The following is a 16831-nucleotide window of genomic DNA, read 5'->3' on the forward strand; positions in this document are numbered from 1 at the left end:
CCCAGTCCCGCAGCGTGTATAAAGTTCGAAAATGCACTTAACCTGACTCAAGGTAAGCTCTCAGCATCGACCCACTAAATTAGCGACGCTAATCATATTAATAATTCAAAAAGGTCGACTTGCGTGAACCGTTGACTACCTAAAGACACATTAAAAATAGACACGTCAATAAATGTGCTAGAAAACAATTCAGATAACTTCTCATAGCCCAAGATCCAAATGAGTATTAACTAGGCACTATCAATTTCTCCAAGCCACGCCGGTCATTCACGACCTGCATTGTCATTTAACGAAGAATACTTAGAAGTTCTTTAAGGTTGACTAGCGAAGATTTGCCTAGTATCTTTTTGCGCTTGCCAAGGATCGGGGCTCTTCAGTGCATGCCCACCACTGTCCTCAATATTGGTGAGAGCTAATGCGTTTTAGATTGCCATCAAGCAACTCACGCCAGTCGCCGCCATTGATAGTAATTCCGCATGGAGGCCCTCATGGCGTACGCGACCATTGGCAATTCGACGAAGAAACACAGCTCTTAGCAAACCGTGGGTATGCAGTACTCAAGGTGAATTTTCGAGGCAGCGGTGGATACGGCGAGGCCTTTGAAAAGCTTGGGTATAAGGAATGGGGCGGCAAGATGATCGACGATATTATCGACGCCACTAACTGGGTTGCTGAATCTGGCCAAGTTGACCAACACCGAATGTGTATTTATGGCGCTAGTTATGGTGGTTATGCTGCACTTATGGCAGCCATCAGAGCACCTGACTTGTATCGCTGCACGGTAGGTTATGTTGGGGTCTACGATTTACCTACGATGTATTCTGATAGTGATATTCCGCGTAATTGGGGCGGCGTAGGTTATTTAGAAAAAGTGATAGGACGCAATGACAAGCAGCTTGCCGAGTATTCGCCTGTCAACCATGCAGACAAGATCAAAGCCGAAATCATGCTCATTCACGCCACTGAGGATCGTCGAGTGCCGATTAAGCATGCCGACTTGTTACGCGAAGCGCTCGAGGATGCAAATAAAAAATTCACCTACCTTGAGTATGGCGACAGTGGGCACGGTTTGTGGAATGTCGATAAGCGCAAAGATATGTATACAAAACTGCTAGCTTTCTTCGATAAAAGCTTGAATTAATCAGGTCGAGGCAGAAACGAGCGATTCTGGCCAGAACCGAATGCAAATTCGGGTCTACCTATAATCTTGTTAATTGTCCGAAATATGAAAAACATCCGCCTCGGCATTGCGATTAGGATGCAGTGTCGAGTCGCGCAAATGGCTAGTTTGTTGCCATTCAATCAGTTTCTTCAGTGCCCACTCAGGAGCACGGTCTTGATGACAGTCATTGCAAGCATTCGGTGAATTTTCAACACCGTAGCGAATACTTAAATACGGGTTAGGAATACTACCCATATTGTGACTCCGCACATAGTGAACATCGCCGGCAACCGCATTCGCAATATTTTTCGGCATGTGGCAATCATAACAATATGAACCGGCTTGACCAGCCGCGTGCTTAGTGTGCGCTAGTTGGTCGCTAGCAATATCAGCGTGGCAATCTAAACAAAACTGATTGCTGGCAAAAGAAGCACTTTTTAGTCCAGCAGCCGCCTCAAGCTTATTATTATGCGCGTCGTGGCAGCTGTAACAGCGCATATCCGTTTGTGCATAGTGTCGTGAGTCGGCGAAAGAACGAAACAACATACCCAGACCTTTCGGACGGCCGTCTTTCCAGACTTCAACAGTTGGGGCATTACTACCGGGTATTAGCTTTGCTTCAGTAAAGTACCGAGACAAATCGTTATAACGACCATGCTGATCAAACCCAGGTTCATAAGTTCGATAGAGGTCCATGCGCTTGCGCTTTATGTCGGAGCCGTGACAACGAGCACAAACGCTAAGCGCAACACCTTTGTCCAAACTCGAAGCATTCATAATGTACGGCGCAGTTTTTTCATTGAGTATTTGATTAAAGAAACTCATTAGGCGGTTGGTAGGCTTGCCTCCCATGTACTCAACATGTTTTCTACCGGGGCCATGGCAAGTCTCACAGCCAACTCCTGGCTCGGTCCAATTAGTATTCGCTATGGTGTGAGCAGGGTCTTTTGCCAGCACATCTAAGTTAGTCGTGTGGCAGCGCGCACAATACAAGTTCCATGCTGAGTTTAACGGCTGCATTTGCTCCCATAAATCTTGCACCGAATGCTGACTTTTTTCTTGCTCGTTCCAATATGAGAAAAAGTCACCGCGGCTAACCGACCATTGCACCGGCAGTCGCCTGAGTACACCGCCTCTTTCTTGGGTTAAGTAGGTCTGGCGATACTGATAACCAACCACACGGTCAACTTTAAACGGGTAATACTGGGCGCGCCCTGGATAACGCAGTGCCATAAAAAAGCTATCGCCTTGCGTATATGTTTTAATCGCGGGCAAGTCGTCTAATGGCGTTTTACGGTCTTTTTCAGGCAATAACCATTGGCCATTGTTAAAATCACCGACTACCGTATCGACGTTTGGCTCTTGCGTAATTTTGTGGTGTGGCGATTGCTTCCATGCAGCATGATTAATCACATGGCAACCACCGCACACATCACTGCCTATGTAGCTTGATTGGTAAACCTCAGTGTAGTCATCGTGCAAAACCCACACCGCCAAACCAAGCAGTATCAAGGTGATTGCAAGCCCTGCACCGATCGCCTGCACCAAGCGTATTTTCAAGTGTGATCCCTCATACAACAATCATAGCGGCACTAATGGGCAAACGTCAAAAAACGAACAGCTAATATAGTTCCCTGTTCAGCTGCCTCAGGTAAAACTAACTCAATTGTAGCTAGACTTAATTACCCGGCTCTAGCTAGGCGTCAACGGTAACTGAGTAGTTTGTTTCAAGGTCTCCATTACAAAAGCGGCGCTTACGTCGAGCAACTTCGCTTTCACTAATTTCTTATAGAGTCGATCATAGCTAGCCATATCAGCCACCACTGCTTTGAGTAGGTAGTCTAGGTCGCCGCTCATACGATGAACCTCAAGCACTTCAATCAGCGACTCCGACAATTCTTTGAACTCCTTATACCAGTCGTCATCGTGCTGATTAGTGCGCACTGAGATATAAACCGTTAGTGCTAAGTTGACTTTCTGTGGGTCAAGAACCGTGTACCGCCCTTGTATTACCCCGTCAGCTTCAAATTTTTGAATTCGACGCCAACATGCAGATTTGGAAATACCAACTTTATTGGCGATCGCTTCAACCGACATTGAGGCATCTTTTTGGAGTAAGGAGAGTATCAAAATATCGGTCTTATTGAGTTTTATCACTGTGCTTTACTCGGTCAATGTGGCGCTCAGAATTACCCACATATTACAGGAGAAAAACGGAATTTCTTTCCGATTTACCGCAAAAATCAAACCATATTCGGAACACTATTGTGCAGCGTAAGTTCTATCATTTAGCACAACATTATTCATTTCTTCGCCAACTAGCATGAGCACACTTCTCAAGAATATACGTCAATCAGTGATTGGCGACGGCATATTGATCGACACGGCATTTGGTGAAAAGCCTCTGATCTATGCTGACTACACGGCTTCTGGGCGCTCACTAGAATTCATTGAAAATCTGATTCGCGACCGCGTACTACCCTACTACGCCAATACTCACACTGAAACGTCGCACACCGGCGCCGTTACCACAAAACTTAGAGAGCAGGCACGTAATGAAATACGAGAGGCGCTAAATGCATCGTCAGACTACAGCATACTGTTTTGTGGCTCTGGTGCTACCGCAGCCATTCATAAGTTAATCGAGATATTAAATCTGCGAATACCCGCTGACCTAAATGCACGCTATCAACTTGATCAGCATATTCCCGACGAGCAGCGGCCAGTGGTGTTTATTGGCCCCTACGAGCATCACTCAAATGAACTACCGTGGCGAGAATGCTTGGTTGAATTGGTGGTGATACCGCTGGATGAACAAGGAGGCATTGATCAAGCGGTATTAGCCGAACGTCTCAGCTATTTTCAAAGTCGACGGTTAAAAATTGGCAGCTTTTCGGCCGCATCCAATGTGACAGGAATAATAAGCGATGTGGATGCTATTAGCTCCCTCCTGCACGAACATGACGCACTTGCATTCTGGGACTACGCCGCCGCTGCCCCTTATGTGGCGATCGACGTGCAAGGCAAAGAGACCGCCAGCATAGATACCAGTAAAGATGCGGTGTTTCTGTCGCCACATAAGTTCGTTGGCGGCCCAGGCACGCCCGGCGTTCTGGTAATAAAAAACACATTACTAACGAACCGTGTTCCCGCCGTTTCGGGAGGAGGTACGGTGACTTATGTAACACCTCATGATCATTGTTACACCAGCGACTTTGAACGTCGCGAAGAAGGTGGCACACCGGCTATTGTGGAAACCATGCGTGCCGGTCTAGTTTTTAAGTTGCAGCAACAAGTCGGTACTGACCTAATCAAAAAACTTGAATCAAATTTCATAGAGCGCGCGATTGCTCGTTGGCAAAAACACGGTAACATTAAACTCTTGGGCAACCTTTCGGCCAAGCGCCTCTCGATTGTTTCGTTTACGGTCAGCCATCAACAAAGACAGCTGCATTATGGTTTTCTGGTGGCAGTACTCAACGACCTATTTGGAATCCAGTCTCGTGGCGGATGTTCATGCGCTGGCCCTTATGCACATCATCTGCTCGACCTGAGTATGAGCCATAGCAAAGAGATCGAAAGCCAATTAGTCGCGGGTCAAAAAATTCTGCGTCCAGGCTGGGTCAGACTCAACTTCAACTACTTTATTGACGAAACAACATTCAATTATATCGTCAGCGCCGTGGAACTCGTGGCAGACCATGCATGGCGTTTGCTTCCGTTTTACGTCTATGATTCCGAGCGAGGACTCTGGAATTATCAGGGTCAAACTCGGCGACTTCCTCTTGGCTTTGATGATCTTGACTTTAATTGTTCAGATGCAATGATCACGCCTATGCAGCGGAAGGTTAAATCAGCACAATTAACAGATTACCTACAGCAAGCAAGTATAGAATTGAGACGCGACCGCACCAACGAAACCCGCCATCAGCTAGCGCTACCCGAGAGCACAGAAGCATTGCGTTGGTTTGTGTTACCGCAGGAGATTGAACTAACTGCATCTTAAAAATCGATGAATAAAGTCAATCCACGGTCACGAGCACTGCAGATAATCGACACGGTTAAAGGCATAATCTCGGGTTTGAATTACTAGCCATAAACCGTTCTCACAATCTGGATTATTAAACTATGAAAAAACTCCTAATCACACTCCTCGCAGTAAGCTCGATACTCTCGGGTCAACTGGTAAACGCCATGGACGAAGAGCTAAGTGCCAAACTGTCAACGGCTATGCTGGGCGACCATCGTAGCGACAAGAACAAAGAGCGAAACACCTATCGCCATCCAATTGAAACGCTTGATTTTTTCGGCATGAACGCAGACATGACCGTGCTGGAAATTGCGCCAGGCGGCGGATGGTATACCGAAATTCTGGCTCCGGCGTTACGTGATACCGGAACCTACATTGCCGGCAGCTACGACGTCACGGTTGAAGGTCAGCCAAAATATCGCTACCGCCAACACCAAGCGCTACTAGAACAAATCATCAAACAACCCGACTTATACGGACAAGTAAAGGTCGCCACTTACTCACCACCGCAATCACGCACGCTGTGGCAAGCAGACTCAGTGGATATGGTGCTGACCTTTAGAAGTAGCCATGGTTGGGTTCGAGAAGGTCTAATTGACGATGTCTACGCTGACTTCTATAAGGTTGTTAAACCCGGCGGCATACTTGGAGTAGTACAACACCGAGCACCAGAAGGCGGTGATGCTGTTGAATGGGCCAAGCAGGGTTATGTACCCGAATCCCGAATCATTCAAGCCGCAGAAAAAGCGGGGTTTGTACTAGATGGAAAGTCTGAAATCAACGCAAACGCCAAAGACCTGAAAGACAATAATGAAGGTGTATGGCGCTTGCCACCAACTCTGAGCTTAGGCGATCAAGACCGAGAGACGTATCTAGCCATCGGCGAAAGTGACCGTATGACGCTTAGATTCAAAAAACCAAAAAACTAGCGTGAATAACGGCTCATTGAGTCGCCATTGATTATCATGCCGAGAGTGGCGCAAGGTATGCGTGCTCTCGGCAGCTACCCGAATAAAACTAATCGATACTTGTGTGTGAGCGACCAAATGGCACGCAGTACCCTCACGCATTAAACCTGTTTATTTGAACTGCGACCAATCTAGTAGCCCGTCAATGCCGTGCGAAATTTATAATATTTGCTTTTACCCCGCCCTATTAACTAACATACAAGCCTAGAACTAACCGATAAGCTTGAGCTCTCAGTTATTAGCAATCCATTCAATGTCAATCTACTACTGGATTGGAATACGCGAATTCTCACTCTCTATTGTGCATTAGCTCGGCTACGGCACGACAACACAGCAATTCACTACTTGTTTCAGAATCCAAAATTATAATGTCAAAAATCAGCTTGTTCAGTCTCTTAATAGTCAGTGCGTTCTGCATAACCACAGTCAATGCGCGTGACTATTTTATTTATGGAGACAAAAGAGAAGGAACAAAATTTCGCGAGGTTGTGTATACATGGCCAGTCTCGTTAAAGAAAAAATATGCGCGCTTAGCTGAAGCTGAAAAACAAATTGTTCGGGCGAGCTACCCAAATTTGAACGAAGGCGACACGCCTCCATACCCCAAAAAAGGAGTCATCAAAATTCTTAAGCCGTATGTTAACAAGTTTCGCTGGTTCGGCGACGATACCTCAGGGCTACTACTCGCAGACATCGGCGTTGATGGCAGAGCAACAAAGGTTCGAACAAAAGAATGGGTAAGGCCTGAAATTGTAAGATATATGGCGACGGTTTTACACAAAATCCAATTCGACCCAGCATTATGCTCCGGAGTTCCGTGTGCAATGACCTTTCAAATTGAACTGCTGCCGATTGAAAACCCGATTAGAAATAACGAAATTTTTTAACACAGATTGTAATTGCATTAGTAATTATTCCTCAACACTACCGAAATGGAGTTTCCGAATGAAATACCACGGCCGCCGTCTTTATTGTGCACTATTCACCTTACTAGCACTAACTACTGCACAGGCAGACAGCATAACACCACCGCAATTTGTCCCTGGTTCAGATAAAACATTTTCTGCGTATCCAGGCTCTGAGGTAAGAATGGCTCGTACAGCGCGAGTGAATGTTGCCTTTATGGTGAACAAGGATGGAACCGTGAGCGAACCCTTGATCGAGCAAATCAATAACGCTCGATTTCGTAAAACCGTTCTGAAATGGCTGACACACCGACGCTATGAACCCGCTTCGATAAATGGCGAGCCGATCGACTCAGTGATCCGTGAACGTTTTCGTTTTAATATTGGCTATGACCAACGATCGCCACGCGTCTCAACGACCCTATTTAATAAACTTTATAAGGAGTTTGGCGAAAAAATCATTCAGGAAGAACCCGATCAAAAGCGCTTAAAAACCCTATTAAAGAAACTCGCTGGGGTCAAACATGGATCAGCGCTAGGCTATGAGTTTTTGTCGGCGGCGAGATACAAATACGCCAAGCGTTTCCTCGATCGTGATGCGCAGATCTATGCAGTGCGCGAAGTGATTCTCTCCAGCGACAGAATGCCAGTTGCGTTGAATGGTAGGAACGCAGAAGAAATCTTGCTGCAACTGCTCATCGACGCTGGCTACCAAGGAGAAGCCATGGAAGCTTATTACATTGCACTAAGGAAACTAAATAGAAATCCACGAAGCCAGTTTATGGCCCAGTTTGGACCGACAATTGATCAAATTAGACAAGCCATGGTGAGCGACGAACCGTACACACGACCGATTTTTATCGGTGAAAGTGGTTATACCTTTCTGCCGGTGTCAAAGCGCAAACTAACATTTGACAACGTCACAGGTAAGATTGATAGCCTTAAAGTTAGGTGCGAAAAAAAGTTCTCCGAATTTAAATTTAGTGTTGAGTCCGAGTTCGAGATACCTGAGAGTTGGGGAGCATGCCACGTGCAAATTCTAGGCAAAGAGGGAAGCAGCGCGCAGTTGATACAACTCTAGACTCAGCAAACAATTCATAGACTTTCAGACCACCGTCGCGGGGGCGTTAACCAGCCTGCCCCCGCTTCTCAAAGCTCTAATTTACCAAGGCAAAGGAGCAATGATTTCGTCAATGCCAATCGTCTCGCCGCGCATAAATGCCTGCATTACCGAAAGCACCTCAGGCGACGTTTTAAACAAATTGTGCCCAGCATTAACAACAGTAACCACCTTACGGTTCTGCAAGCCAGCGGTGGCTTCGAGCTGGCTATCGAGATAGATTCGTCCGTCAAGGGTTCCGCGCAACACCAAGGTCGGTACCTCACTGACCGGCGCCTCACGAAACTGGTCACCCAAATCTATGTCCGGTATAACATCGGTTAAATGGATGCTACCGTTGAGTTGCGATCCAAGCAAAGCGGTTTTAGCTTGGCGCATAACCAAATCATAATGCGTTTGACTTTGGCCCGACGCCAGATCCATTCCGGTTGCCATTGCACTATAAGAAATCGGCGCTTCGAGATCGCCAAACATTTGCAGTACTTGCACTAACGGCTCTGTGATGCCCTGTTCAATAGCATTATACAGCTGCATTAGCTGCAATGCGTACTGCGGATCGGAGATCATGACCGACGCCATTCTCTGCATATCGGATTTACCAAACTTAAGATCAAGCATGCCCCCATTAGTTGATGCCGATGTCGACGCTGGTGTAGGTACTAATAAACTTAACGGTGTCTTTTCAAGTTTAGCGTGGACTCGTCGCATCATTCCCTTGATATCTGGAAACTGCTCGCGCAACGACGCTTTAGTATTAATTGCGAGCTGCAATCTATCAAAGTATTGATCGGTGCGAGCCGGCTGTTTAATCGTTTGATCTAAGCCCTCAACGGTTGCAATTATTACGCGATCCAACCGATCGCTCATGGTCTTTAACGCCGCAAGAGCCAAATGCGAACCATATGATATACCCCATAAACTGACACGCTCTGCATTTAGATGCAGACGTAGATCTTCAATGTCTGCGACGCTTTCAGGCGTTGTATATCCGTAAATATCGACGCCGGCTTGCTGCCAAAAGCTCAAGCATTCAGTCAACGCCTTACGCTTCAGTTCTATTCGCTCGGGCTCGGCCAAAGAACCGTCTAACGGCAATTGAAGCGACGAGCGACAGTGCAATCTGTCACTCTCTACGCCGGTACCTCTTTGATCTAAAGCAATCACGTCGCCATGCGCTCGCATTGCCATAAAAAGCTCAAAGCGTCTATTTTTTGCAGTTCGAATACCTGAACCACCAGGCCCTCCGGCCAAATAAATAATTGGAGAACCCGGATTCTTAGTGGTCGCAGGAAAGCGCACATAGTGAATTGTAATCTGCCGACTGTTTGGATTTGCTCGATTTTCAGGCACCATTAGCTGGCCCTCGAACGCGTCAGTACTTTGTCCGTCGGACGATGTAAACGTAATGGCTTGCTCAGTGGCCGCGAAACTTGGCATGTGGACGAGCGTAAGTAGTAAAGCGATAGATAAAATTCTGATCATAGGAATGCCTCAAGTAGCGTCGGTGGACTGTTCAATGAATTGCCACCAAATTAATATCGTAGGGCATACGCTATCATCGCATGCGGTCAAGCCAGCAAAGAGACCGTTCAATGTACCTAGCTATTCGGTAAACGGTTTCAGCTAACTACCGCCACATCGGTAAACGGCAGCAAAAAATCGGCGAACGGTAATGCTTAAATCAACACCGACGAGTAAAGTAGGCTCATGATTAAACACCTAGCAAGCTCTCTTTGGTTAATATTGGCATTCGGTGGAGTACCACCAACTACCGCTGCGCAAACCTTGGGGACTATCGACGAGAATGTGATTGTCTGTCCAGACACCGGCGCCAATGAAGTGCTGCCCGACTTCGGGTCGACGCTATGTCATGTCGCTGACTTTTATTCCATTGCTCCGGCCGATCACTCACTGTGGATTAGACGCATCGTCACACTTGACCAAGCTCAGCTCAGCCAACCTTTGCCTATAGGTTTGTTCATTTCAGGGAAAGTCGCCAGCTATAGCTATGTAAACGATCATCTAGTCGGGCAAAACGGTGAGCCAGGCACCAATAAAGCGAGTGAAATACCAGGCTCGATGGATGCAGTTTGGTACGTACCGAAAAACTTCCTAAGAGTTGGCGAGAACCATTTAGATCTTCGAATTTCGAGCCACCATGGTTATTTCGAGCTCGCCTACCCTCTGCATTACTTGGGTCTAGCGCCCTACGCGAGCCCAACTGACACACTCCTAAATCACTATTGGAAAACCCTATTACCACTCGGCGTGTTAATCCTAGGTCTGCTCTACTCTGGGGTCTTGGCAGTCAAACAAGAAACCAAGATGCCACACTTTTTGCTGCCCGCCATGGCACTGTTTACCAGCATACAGTTGTGCGCCGAGGTAATAAGAGGTCTTGTTGCTTATCCCTACCCGGCACACGACATTCGACTAATGATTATTCTGATTTGCTCATTGTGCTTTGGCTTGAGTCTGCTGGCGCATGTACTGATTACACTTCGCGCGCCATATCCCAAAGCCAGCTTCGGCGTGGCCGCCAGCGCCACAATTTTGGTGCTGATCGTTGCACCTGGATTTGATCATAAGTCGGCGCTTGCGCTGGGCGTGCCATGTGTATTTAGCTTAGCCGTCGCGGTGTATAACGTCAGCCGTAACACACCTGGCGCTTGGGCAATTGCAGCTGGAGTTGGGCTATTTTTAGTAGCAATACTGATGTCCCCCGGCGAGTTTCTCGATACCTACTATTTCTATCTGGTTGCGGCTCTCATCCTGTTTCTATTTATTCAACATAGCAGCGTGATCACTCGGGCACGCGAACAACGATCTGCCGAAAAGGCGCGCGCCGATAAACTTCAGTTCATCGTAGATCAAAATCGGCTTGATACTGACAGCCCCACCTTGAGTATCAAGTCTGCTAACAAAACGGAGCTGATCTCGATAAATGATATAGCCTACTGCAAAGGCGCGGGAGACTACGTAGAGTTAGTGCTCGACAGCGGCCAACGCGTGCTCCACAACGACAAACTAAATGACTTAGAGGAAACCTTACCGTCAACTTTTACTCGAGTACATCGCTCGTACATTGTGAACACCACTAAAATTGTGTCAATCGAACGTAAACCATCTGGCACCGGCGCAATCGAGCTCAGCAATCACGACACTATTCCGGTCAGTCGACGAATAATGCCAAGCGTACGCGAACGCTTAGTGGCGGTGTAACCCTCACTATTTCTGTGATTTAAATTGAAGAATAGACTAAGCCTCGCTGCCATCGAGTCTCAGCGACACCAATGCGGCAATGCACAAGAATACCGATGAAATAAGTAAACAGGCGGCCAATCCGAACAGCTGAAACACCACACCGGACAAAACGGTTCCTATTAAGCGCCCCATCGCATTAGCCATATAATAAAAACCGACATCCATCGACACGTTTTCCGCTTGCGAATAGCTCACGATTAAATAGCTATGAAGCGATGAATTAATTGCAAATACCGCACCAAACAACATCAGTCCACCGACCAAGATGGAAGACGTATGATAATCACTGTAGACCGCTGCGGTAATCAGCCCAGTTATTATTGCGAGCACCAAGGCCCAGCGAGTCGCACTGCTGCCAGTAGGGGTATCGCCTGAAGTCGCTCCCGTGATAATTGGCGCCAGCGACTGAATAAGGCCGTACCCAATTACCCAACTGGCAAAGAAAGTGCCAACGGACCAATGCTGCCAACCCAACGTCTGAGTAAGATACACCGGTAAAGCGACGACAAACCAAACATCACGCGCACCAAATAGAAAAAGTCTTGCCGCAGACAAGGTATTGATTGATTGGCTTTTCGAGAAGATCTCAGAAAATCTAGGCTTTGCGGCGGCCGCGTCGACAGTGCTTTTCAGTAACATCAAGCTACACAAGAACACAACACACAAACCCACCAGCATCGCGAGCACCGCGTCATGAAACCCCAAAGCAGTGAGCAGAAACCCACCCAAAAAGAATCCCACGCCTTTGAGTGCATTTTTTGAACCCGTAAGAATCGCGACCCATTTGAACAGAACACTCTCGGCATTGGCTGGAACTAGGTTCTTAATAGCACTCTTCGCACTCATTTTATTCAAGTCTTTGGCAATGCCCGACAAGGCTTGCGCAATCATCACCCATGCTACAGTCATAAATGGTGTCGGCACCAGCAACATCGATAAGGCAACGATTTGAATCGCCAAGCCGATATTCATGGTGGTATTCAAACCAAGCCTTGCGCCTAGCCAACCGCCTACCAGATTGGTGATCACGCCGAAGACTTCATAAAAAAGAAACAGCATTGCGATCTTTAATGGGCTGAAACCGAGCTGGTGAAAATAGAGAACCACCAGCATTCGCAACGCACCATCACTCAGCGTAAACGCCCAGTAGTTTCCAGTGACCACTAGATACTGCTTTAACTCCGACGACAGATTTGGAAACAGCGCCATAAAATTAACCCTAAATTGATTGCCCAACCATTCGAACAATCTCGGCAGTACGGTTAGCGTAACCCCATTCGTTGTCGTACCAGGCATAGAGCTTTACGTGAGTATCATTGACCACCATTGTCGACAACGCGTCGATGATGACCGAGCGTGGATCCGTACGGTAGTCTATCGACACCAATGGTCGCTCTTCAAAGCCCAGAATACCGGCCAAGTCGTTTTCCGACGCCGCCTTAAGTAATTGATTTACCGCCTCTGAACTGGTCGCTGTCTCGACTTCAAAAACGCAATCAGTCAACGAAGCATTAGCCAATGGTACGCGCACCGCGTGGCCATTTAGCTTGCCTTTTAGCTCCGGAAAGATATGCGTTATGGCCGTCGCCGACCCAGTGGTGGTTGGAATCAAACTCATCCCACAAGCTCTGGCGCGGCGAAGATCCTTGTGTGGCGCGTCAAGAATAGTTTGTGTGTTAGTAATGTCATGAATCGTTGTCATCGACCCGTGTTTAATCCCCAAATTCTGGTGAATCACTTTGACCACTGGGGCAAGACAATTAGTGGTACACGACGCCGCGGTGACAATGTTATGGACCTTAGCATCGTAAAGGTGATCATTGACACCAAGCACAATATTCAACACACCGTCTTCTTTAACTGGTGCGCTAACCACCACTCGCTTTACACCTTGCTCTAGATACGCGTTTAACACCGCTTGTGACTTCATTTTACCCGACGCTTCTATCACCACATCACAACCAGACCAATCGGTGTCTTCAATCGATCGATTCTGAGTGACTGATAACTTATGCTCACCAATAACAATGCAGTTCCCGTCATGCAATGCCTCGTGTTCCCAACGCCCATGGACACTGTCAAAGTTTAGAAGATGCGCTAAGGTTTCGGCATTTCCAGCGGGGTCATTTATTTGAATAAACTCAACATCTTGCCAATTATATGCCGCTCTAAGCGCCAGTCGCCCAATACGGCCAAAACCATTGATACCGATTTTAATAGTCATGCATACCTCACATTAGAAAATGTTGTTTAAAAGTTAAAATGTTCGCAGTCAGTAATGTGTTTCTTGTTGCAAACCATCTCGCTTACTCATGCGCTACCGGAAACCAATGTTTCGTTCTATTGATAAAGTAGACCAAAGACAACATGACGGGAACTTCGACTAACACGCCGACCACAGTGGCTAGAGTCGCCCCCGAATGTAAGCCAAATAAGGAGATAGCCACGGCAACCGCGAGCTCAAAGAAATTAGACGTACCAATCAGACACGCTGGTGCCGCCACGTTTTGCGGTAATTTAATTATCAAAGCCGCCACAAAAGCGATTAGAAAAATGCCATATGTCTGTATCAGTAACGGGATCGCGATCAACACAATGGTGAGCGGCTGTGCCAAAATCGACTTAGCTTGAAAACCAAACAAAAGAACCACAGTAGCCAGTAAACCGATCACCGACCAAGGTTTGACGTTAGCCAAAAAAGACTCAATACGGTCTTCGCTAGGTTCGCTGCGCAGATGGCGACGCGTAATAACTCCCGCAACTAAAGGCAACACGACGTACAAAAGCACGGAAAAAAGCAATGTCTCCCAAGGAACCGATATGTCGCTAACGCCTAACAACAAAGCAGTAATCGGCGCAAACGCGAAAATCATAATGACATCGTTGACCGACACTTGGACGAGTGTGTAGTTTGGGTCGCCTTTAGTGAGCTGACTCCAAACGAATACCATTGCCGTGCACGGTGCAACTCCCAACAGTATCATCCCAGCAATGTACTCATTGGCACTTTGTGGAGCGACCATCGACGCGAAGAGCACGTTAAAAAATAGCCACCCCAATGCCGCCATTGAAAATGGCTTAATCAACCAATTGATAACCAAGGTTAGTGCCAGCCCTTTAGGCTTACGACCAACGTCTTTTATCGCTGAAAAATCGATCTGCACCATCATCGGATAAATCATTATCCAAATCAAAACAGCCATCACAAAATTTATATGTGCCCATTCCAATGACGCAATGAACACGAATAGTTCAGGTATTAAGTTACCCAGTAGCACTCCAGCAATAATGCACAACGCCACCCAGACAGATAAATAACGTTCAAAGTTACCCATTTCCACTACTCATTATCCTTGTTTATGGGCTGTTAACACCGGTTAGGGCGTTCCTTTGATGTAGATAAGGTCTTGAGGGCAATGTCTAAGGGTTTGCGGTAACCCACGCATGCGGCATCTAAGGCACCGACCGCCCATTCTGGCAAATCACTATTTAACGAGTAATAAACCCACTGCCCTTGCCGACGATCGGTTAATAGCCCACATGCACGTAACTGCGCGAGATGCCTAGATACCTTGGGCTGACTGTCATCCATTGCTTCCATCAGTTCACAAACACACAACTCACCTTCTTTATAAATCAACAATGTCGCGAGAAGACGTGTCTCGTCAGCCAAGCATTTAAATAGTTGGGAAGGATTAATCATGTTTTTATATTCTTATATACGGATATCCATATATTAATATATTAAATAGGTAATGCAAGTAAATATGATAACGAGACTCAAACTAGTTAGCTGTTAGCGCAAACAAGCAAGCATTGCGCCTAGAATTCCATCACACACGACTACCGTCAGTGTATATTCGCGCCAGCCATTATGCTGAGCTGGGCCGCACCTGCTTTTCCTAAATAGCGCCCGTAATGTGTAAGCGAGCAACGCGTAGATATCGGCGCCTATAGCCGCTATTTTCAAAACATTAGGCCCCATGATAAATTGCGCCTTTACAATCAAATACTGACCTCAAACAAACTATTCATTATTTACATAATAAGAAGATGAGATAACATGCAAAAAAATATCGGAAACGTTTTAACTCTATTCGCGTGCCTACTCAGCACCTTAATAGCTATTGCCGTTCAGGCACAAGAGTTTGTACCGGCTAAGGTGATTGAAAGCAGTGTGTCGGAAAACTTATATGAAGGTATCTGGCCATCAAGAATAGACAGTGGCGTTGCTGAGCTGGTGTTTATGGTCGATAAGACAGGTCAGCCGAAAGAAATCGAAGTGCTGCGCTCATCGCGGTCATTCTTTAATGGACCAGCAATCAAAACTATTGAAACCTATCGGTACCAACCAGCTACGGTAAATGCTGAGCCCGTTGAATCTCGCCAAGTAGCTCGAGTCGAGTTTGACCACTCTAAAATTGCCAATATAAGAGGCTTTGTTAACCCTATGGACGCGCCAGATGGCTACATGAGTCTCTACAATCGACTGCGAAAGGAACTAAATAAGGAGTCTCCCAACCATCGAAAGGCTGTACACACACTCAATAAAATACACCGATTACGATACAAAACTTTCTTCACTGAAGTGCATACGCAATTGGCCCGTTACTATCTCGCAGTTGAGTTCGGCAGCAAAGAAGAACAGCTGGAGCCATTACTAAAAGTCATGATGTTCGAAAATATAGAATGGGGAGGTAAGCGAGCGCTGGATGATGAAACCAAAAACACTATCCAGCTAGCGATTCTTAAGTTGATGCTCGATTTAGGTCACAATGCAGAGGCGCTCAAAAAATATAGCGAGTTCTCCGCTACCAACTCCGACGTCAGCAATGCATTTTCGAGTTATATGCAAAAAATCAAACAGATTCAGCAGAGTGACTCCGTTCTAGAACGCCGAGTAACTTTGACGCCCGACGGCAAAGCCTTTCTATCATTATTAAAGAAATCTTTTGTGGTTGAATTAGTCACTGGCAGTGTTGATAACTTTCTAATCCGCTGTGAGCGTCGCTTTGCTCGCTTCGAGTATAACCCCGAAGCTCAATACGACATCCCTGCCGCTTGGGGAGAATGTGAAATGCAATTAAACGGCGCCCCAGACACACTAGTAAGCGTATTACAGCAATAAGCTGGTTTGATACACAAGTACTTGTGAGGAGTAGCGACCGAAGTTAGAAATAACGGTCGCATCTTCACAACATCAACGCTTCCTTACTCTCTCTTGATAATGTAAGGACGAGTATTTTCAGCAATCGCTTACCGGCAGGCAGTTCTGATTAGTGCAACAAGCTGGTCGGTACGCTATGGTGACTCAAAATATGTTTGGTAAGTGTCTTATGATAAGTTTGCAATTTGCCGCGCACTACCCGTGCGCTGGACGAG

General features: G+C 46.7%; 14 protein-coding genes. 7 read left to right on the forward strand and 7 right to left on the reverse strand.

The window, feature by feature from the left end; translation table 11 throughout:
* Nucleotides 1-415 precede the first annotated feature (415 nt).
* Nucleotides 416-1141, forward strand: a complete 726-nt coding sequence (locus DFR28_RS08645; RefSeq protein WP_113953933.1) for an alpha/beta hydrolase family protein — start codon at nucleotides 416-418, stop codon at nucleotides 1139-1141.
* A gap of 69 nt (nucleotides 1142-1210) precedes the next feature.
* On the opposite strand, the gene DFR28_RS08650 is transcribed toward DFR28_RS08645, so the two are convergent.
* Both DFR28_RS08650 and DFR28_RS08655 read right to left on the reverse strand, forming a co-directional pair.
* Nucleotides 1211-2722 carry a multiheme c-type cytochrome gene (locus DFR28_RS08650; protein WP_113953934.1) on the reverse strand — a complete coding sequence of 504 codons (1512 nt, stop codon included), beginning with the start codon at nucleotides 2720-2722 and terminating at the stop codon, nucleotides 1211-1213.
* 132 nt (nucleotides 2723-2854) lie between these two features.
* Nucleotides 2855-3319 (reverse strand): Lrp/AsnC family transcriptional regulator, encoded by a 465-nt coding sequence (locus DFR28_RS08655; RefSeq protein ID WP_211316932.1) that lies wholly within the window; start codon nucleotides 3317-3319, stop codon nucleotides 2855-2857.
* A gap of 166 nt (nucleotides 3320-3485) precedes the next feature.
* On the opposite strand from DFR28_RS08655, the gene DFR28_RS08660 reads away from it, so the two are divergent.
* The 4 genes from DFR28_RS08660 (at nucleotide 3486) to DFR28_RS08675 (ending at nucleotide 8146) form a co-directional block, all read left to right on the forward strand.
* Complete coding sequence (locus DFR28_RS08660; RefSeq protein WP_113953935.1) at nucleotides 3486-5168, forward strand: aminotransferase class V-fold PLP-dependent enzyme; 1683 nt, start codon at nucleotides 3486-3488, stop codon at nucleotides 5166-5168.
* A gap of 122 nt (nucleotides 5169-5290) precedes the next feature.
* The gene (locus tag DFR28_RS08665) at nucleotides 5291-6121 is read left to right on the forward strand and encodes a class I SAM-dependent methyltransferase (protein ID WP_147250966.1); all 831 of its coding nucleotides are present in this window, start codon (nucleotides 5291-5293) and stop codon (nucleotides 6119-6121) included.
* 407 nt (nucleotides 6122-6528) lie between these two features.
* Nucleotides 6529-7047, forward strand: coding sequence for a hypothetical protein (locus DFR28_RS08670; protein WP_113953937.1), 519 nt, complete (start codon nucleotides 6529-6531; stop codon nucleotides 7045-7047).
* Nucleotides 7048-7105: 58 nt separating this feature from the next.
* On the forward strand, nucleotides 7106-8146 hold the full coding sequence (locus DFR28_RS08675) for an energy transducer TonB (RefSeq protein ID WP_113953938.1): 1041 nt from the start codon (nucleotides 7106-7108) through the stop codon (nucleotides 8144-8146).
* A gap of 81 nt (nucleotides 8147-8227) precedes the next feature.
* Here the strand turns inward: DFR28_RS08675 and DFR28_RS08680 are convergent, their stop codons facing one another.
* Nucleotides 8228-9667, reverse strand: a complete 1440-nt coding sequence (locus DFR28_RS08680; RefSeq protein ID WP_113953939.1) for an alpha/beta fold hydrolase — start codon at nucleotides 9665-9667, stop codon at nucleotides 8228-8230.
* 225 nt (nucleotides 9668-9892) lie between these two features.
* Between DFR28_RS08680 and DFR28_RS08685 the strand changes: the two genes are divergently transcribed.
* Nucleotides 9893-11407, forward strand: a complete 1515-nt coding sequence (locus DFR28_RS08685; RefSeq protein WP_113953940.1) for a LytR/AlgR family response regulator transcription factor — start codon at nucleotides 9893-9895, stop codon at nucleotides 11405-11407.
* A 36-nt stretch (nucleotides 11408-11443) separates the two neighbouring features.
* On the opposite strand, the gene arsJ is transcribed toward DFR28_RS08685, so the two are convergent.
* From arsJ to DFR28_RS08705, 4 genes are all read right to left on the reverse strand, one after another.
* Nucleotides 11444-12658, reverse strand: coding sequence for an organoarsenical effux MFS transporter ArsJ (gene arsJ, locus DFR28_RS08690; RefSeq protein ID WP_113953941.1), 1215 nt, complete (start codon nucleotides 12656-12658; stop codon nucleotides 11444-11446).
* Nucleotides 12659-12668: 10 nt separating this feature from the next.
* Nucleotides 12669-13673, reverse strand: a complete 1005-nt coding sequence (locus tag DFR28_RS08695; protein ID WP_113953942.1) for an ArsJ-associated glyceraldehyde-3-phosphate dehydrogenase — start codon at nucleotides 13671-13673, stop codon at nucleotides 12669-12671.
* An 82-nt stretch (nucleotides 13674-13755) separates the two neighbouring features.
* The gene (arsB, locus tag DFR28_RS08700; protein WP_113953943.1) at nucleotides 13756-14784 is read right to left on the reverse strand and encodes an ACR3 family arsenite efflux transporter; all 1029 of its coding nucleotides are present in this window, start codon (nucleotides 14782-14784) and stop codon (nucleotides 13756-13758) included.
* 32 nt (nucleotides 14785-14816) lie between these two features.
* The gene (locus DFR28_RS08705) at nucleotides 14817-15152 is read right to left on the reverse strand and encodes a metalloregulator ArsR/SmtB family transcription factor (RefSeq protein ID WP_113953944.1); all 336 of its coding nucleotides are present in this window, start codon (nucleotides 15150-15152) and stop codon (nucleotides 14817-14819) included.
* Nucleotides 15153-15512: 360 nt separating this feature from the next.
* On the opposite strand from DFR28_RS08705, the gene DFR28_RS08710 reads away from it, so the two are divergent.
* Entirely contained in the window at nucleotides 15513-16577 is a 1065-nt protein-coding gene (locus DFR28_RS08710; protein WP_113953945.1) for an energy transducer TonB, read from the forward strand.
* The last annotated feature ends 254 nt before the right edge of the window (nucleotides 16578-16831 follow it).

Source organism: Arenicella xantha (genome assembly GCF_003315245.1).
In the GTDB taxonomy this organism is placed as follows: domain Bacteria; phylum Pseudomonadota; class Gammaproteobacteria; order Arenicellales; family Arenicellaceae; genus Arenicella; species Arenicella xantha.

Coding starts and splice junctions, on each gene's coding strand:
- DFR28_RS08645 (WP_113953933.1), top strand. CDS start 416: ATGCGTTTTAGATTGCCATCAAGCAACTCACGCCAGTCGCCGCCATTG.
- DFR28_RS08685 (WP_113953940.1), top strand. CDS start 9,893: ATGATTAAACACCTAGCAAGCTCTCTTTGGTTAATATTGGCATTCGGT.
- DFR28_RS08670 (WP_113953937.1), top strand. CDS start 6,529: ATGTCAAAAATCAGCTTGTTCAGTCTCTTAATAGTCAGTGCGTTCTGC.
- arsJ (WP_113953941.1), bottom strand. CDS start 12,658: ATGGCGCTGTTTCCAAATCTGTCGTCGGAGTTAAAGCAGTATCTAGTG.
- DFR28_RS08675 (WP_113953938.1), top strand. CDS start 7,106: ATGAAATACCACGGCCGCCGTCTTTATTGTGCACTATTCACCTTACTA.
- DFR28_RS08665 (WP_147250966.1), top strand. CDS start 5,291: ATGAAAAAACTCCTAATCACACTCCTCGCAGTAAGCTCGATACTCTCG.
- arsB (WP_113953943.1), bottom strand. CDS start 14,784: ATGGGTAACTTTGAACGTTATTTATCTGTCTGGGTGGCGTTGTGCATT.
- DFR28_RS08680 (WP_113953939.1), bottom strand. CDS start 9,667: ATGATCAGAATTTTATCTATCGCTTTACTACTTACGCTCGTCCACATG.
- DFR28_RS08710 (WP_113953945.1), top strand. CDS start 15,513: ATGCAAAAAAATATCGGAAACGTTTTAACTCTATTCGCGTGCCTACTC.
- DFR28_RS08695 (WP_113953942.1), bottom strand. CDS start 13,673: ATGACTATTAAAATCGGTATCAATGGTTTTGGCCGTATTGGGCGACTG.
- DFR28_RS08660 (WP_113953935.1), top strand. CDS start 3,486: ATGAGCACACTTCTCAAGAATATACGTCAATCAGTGATTGGCGACGGC.
- DFR28_RS08705 (WP_113953944.1), bottom strand. CDS start 15,152: ATGATTAATCCTTCCCAACTATTTAAATGCTTGGCTGACGAGACACGT.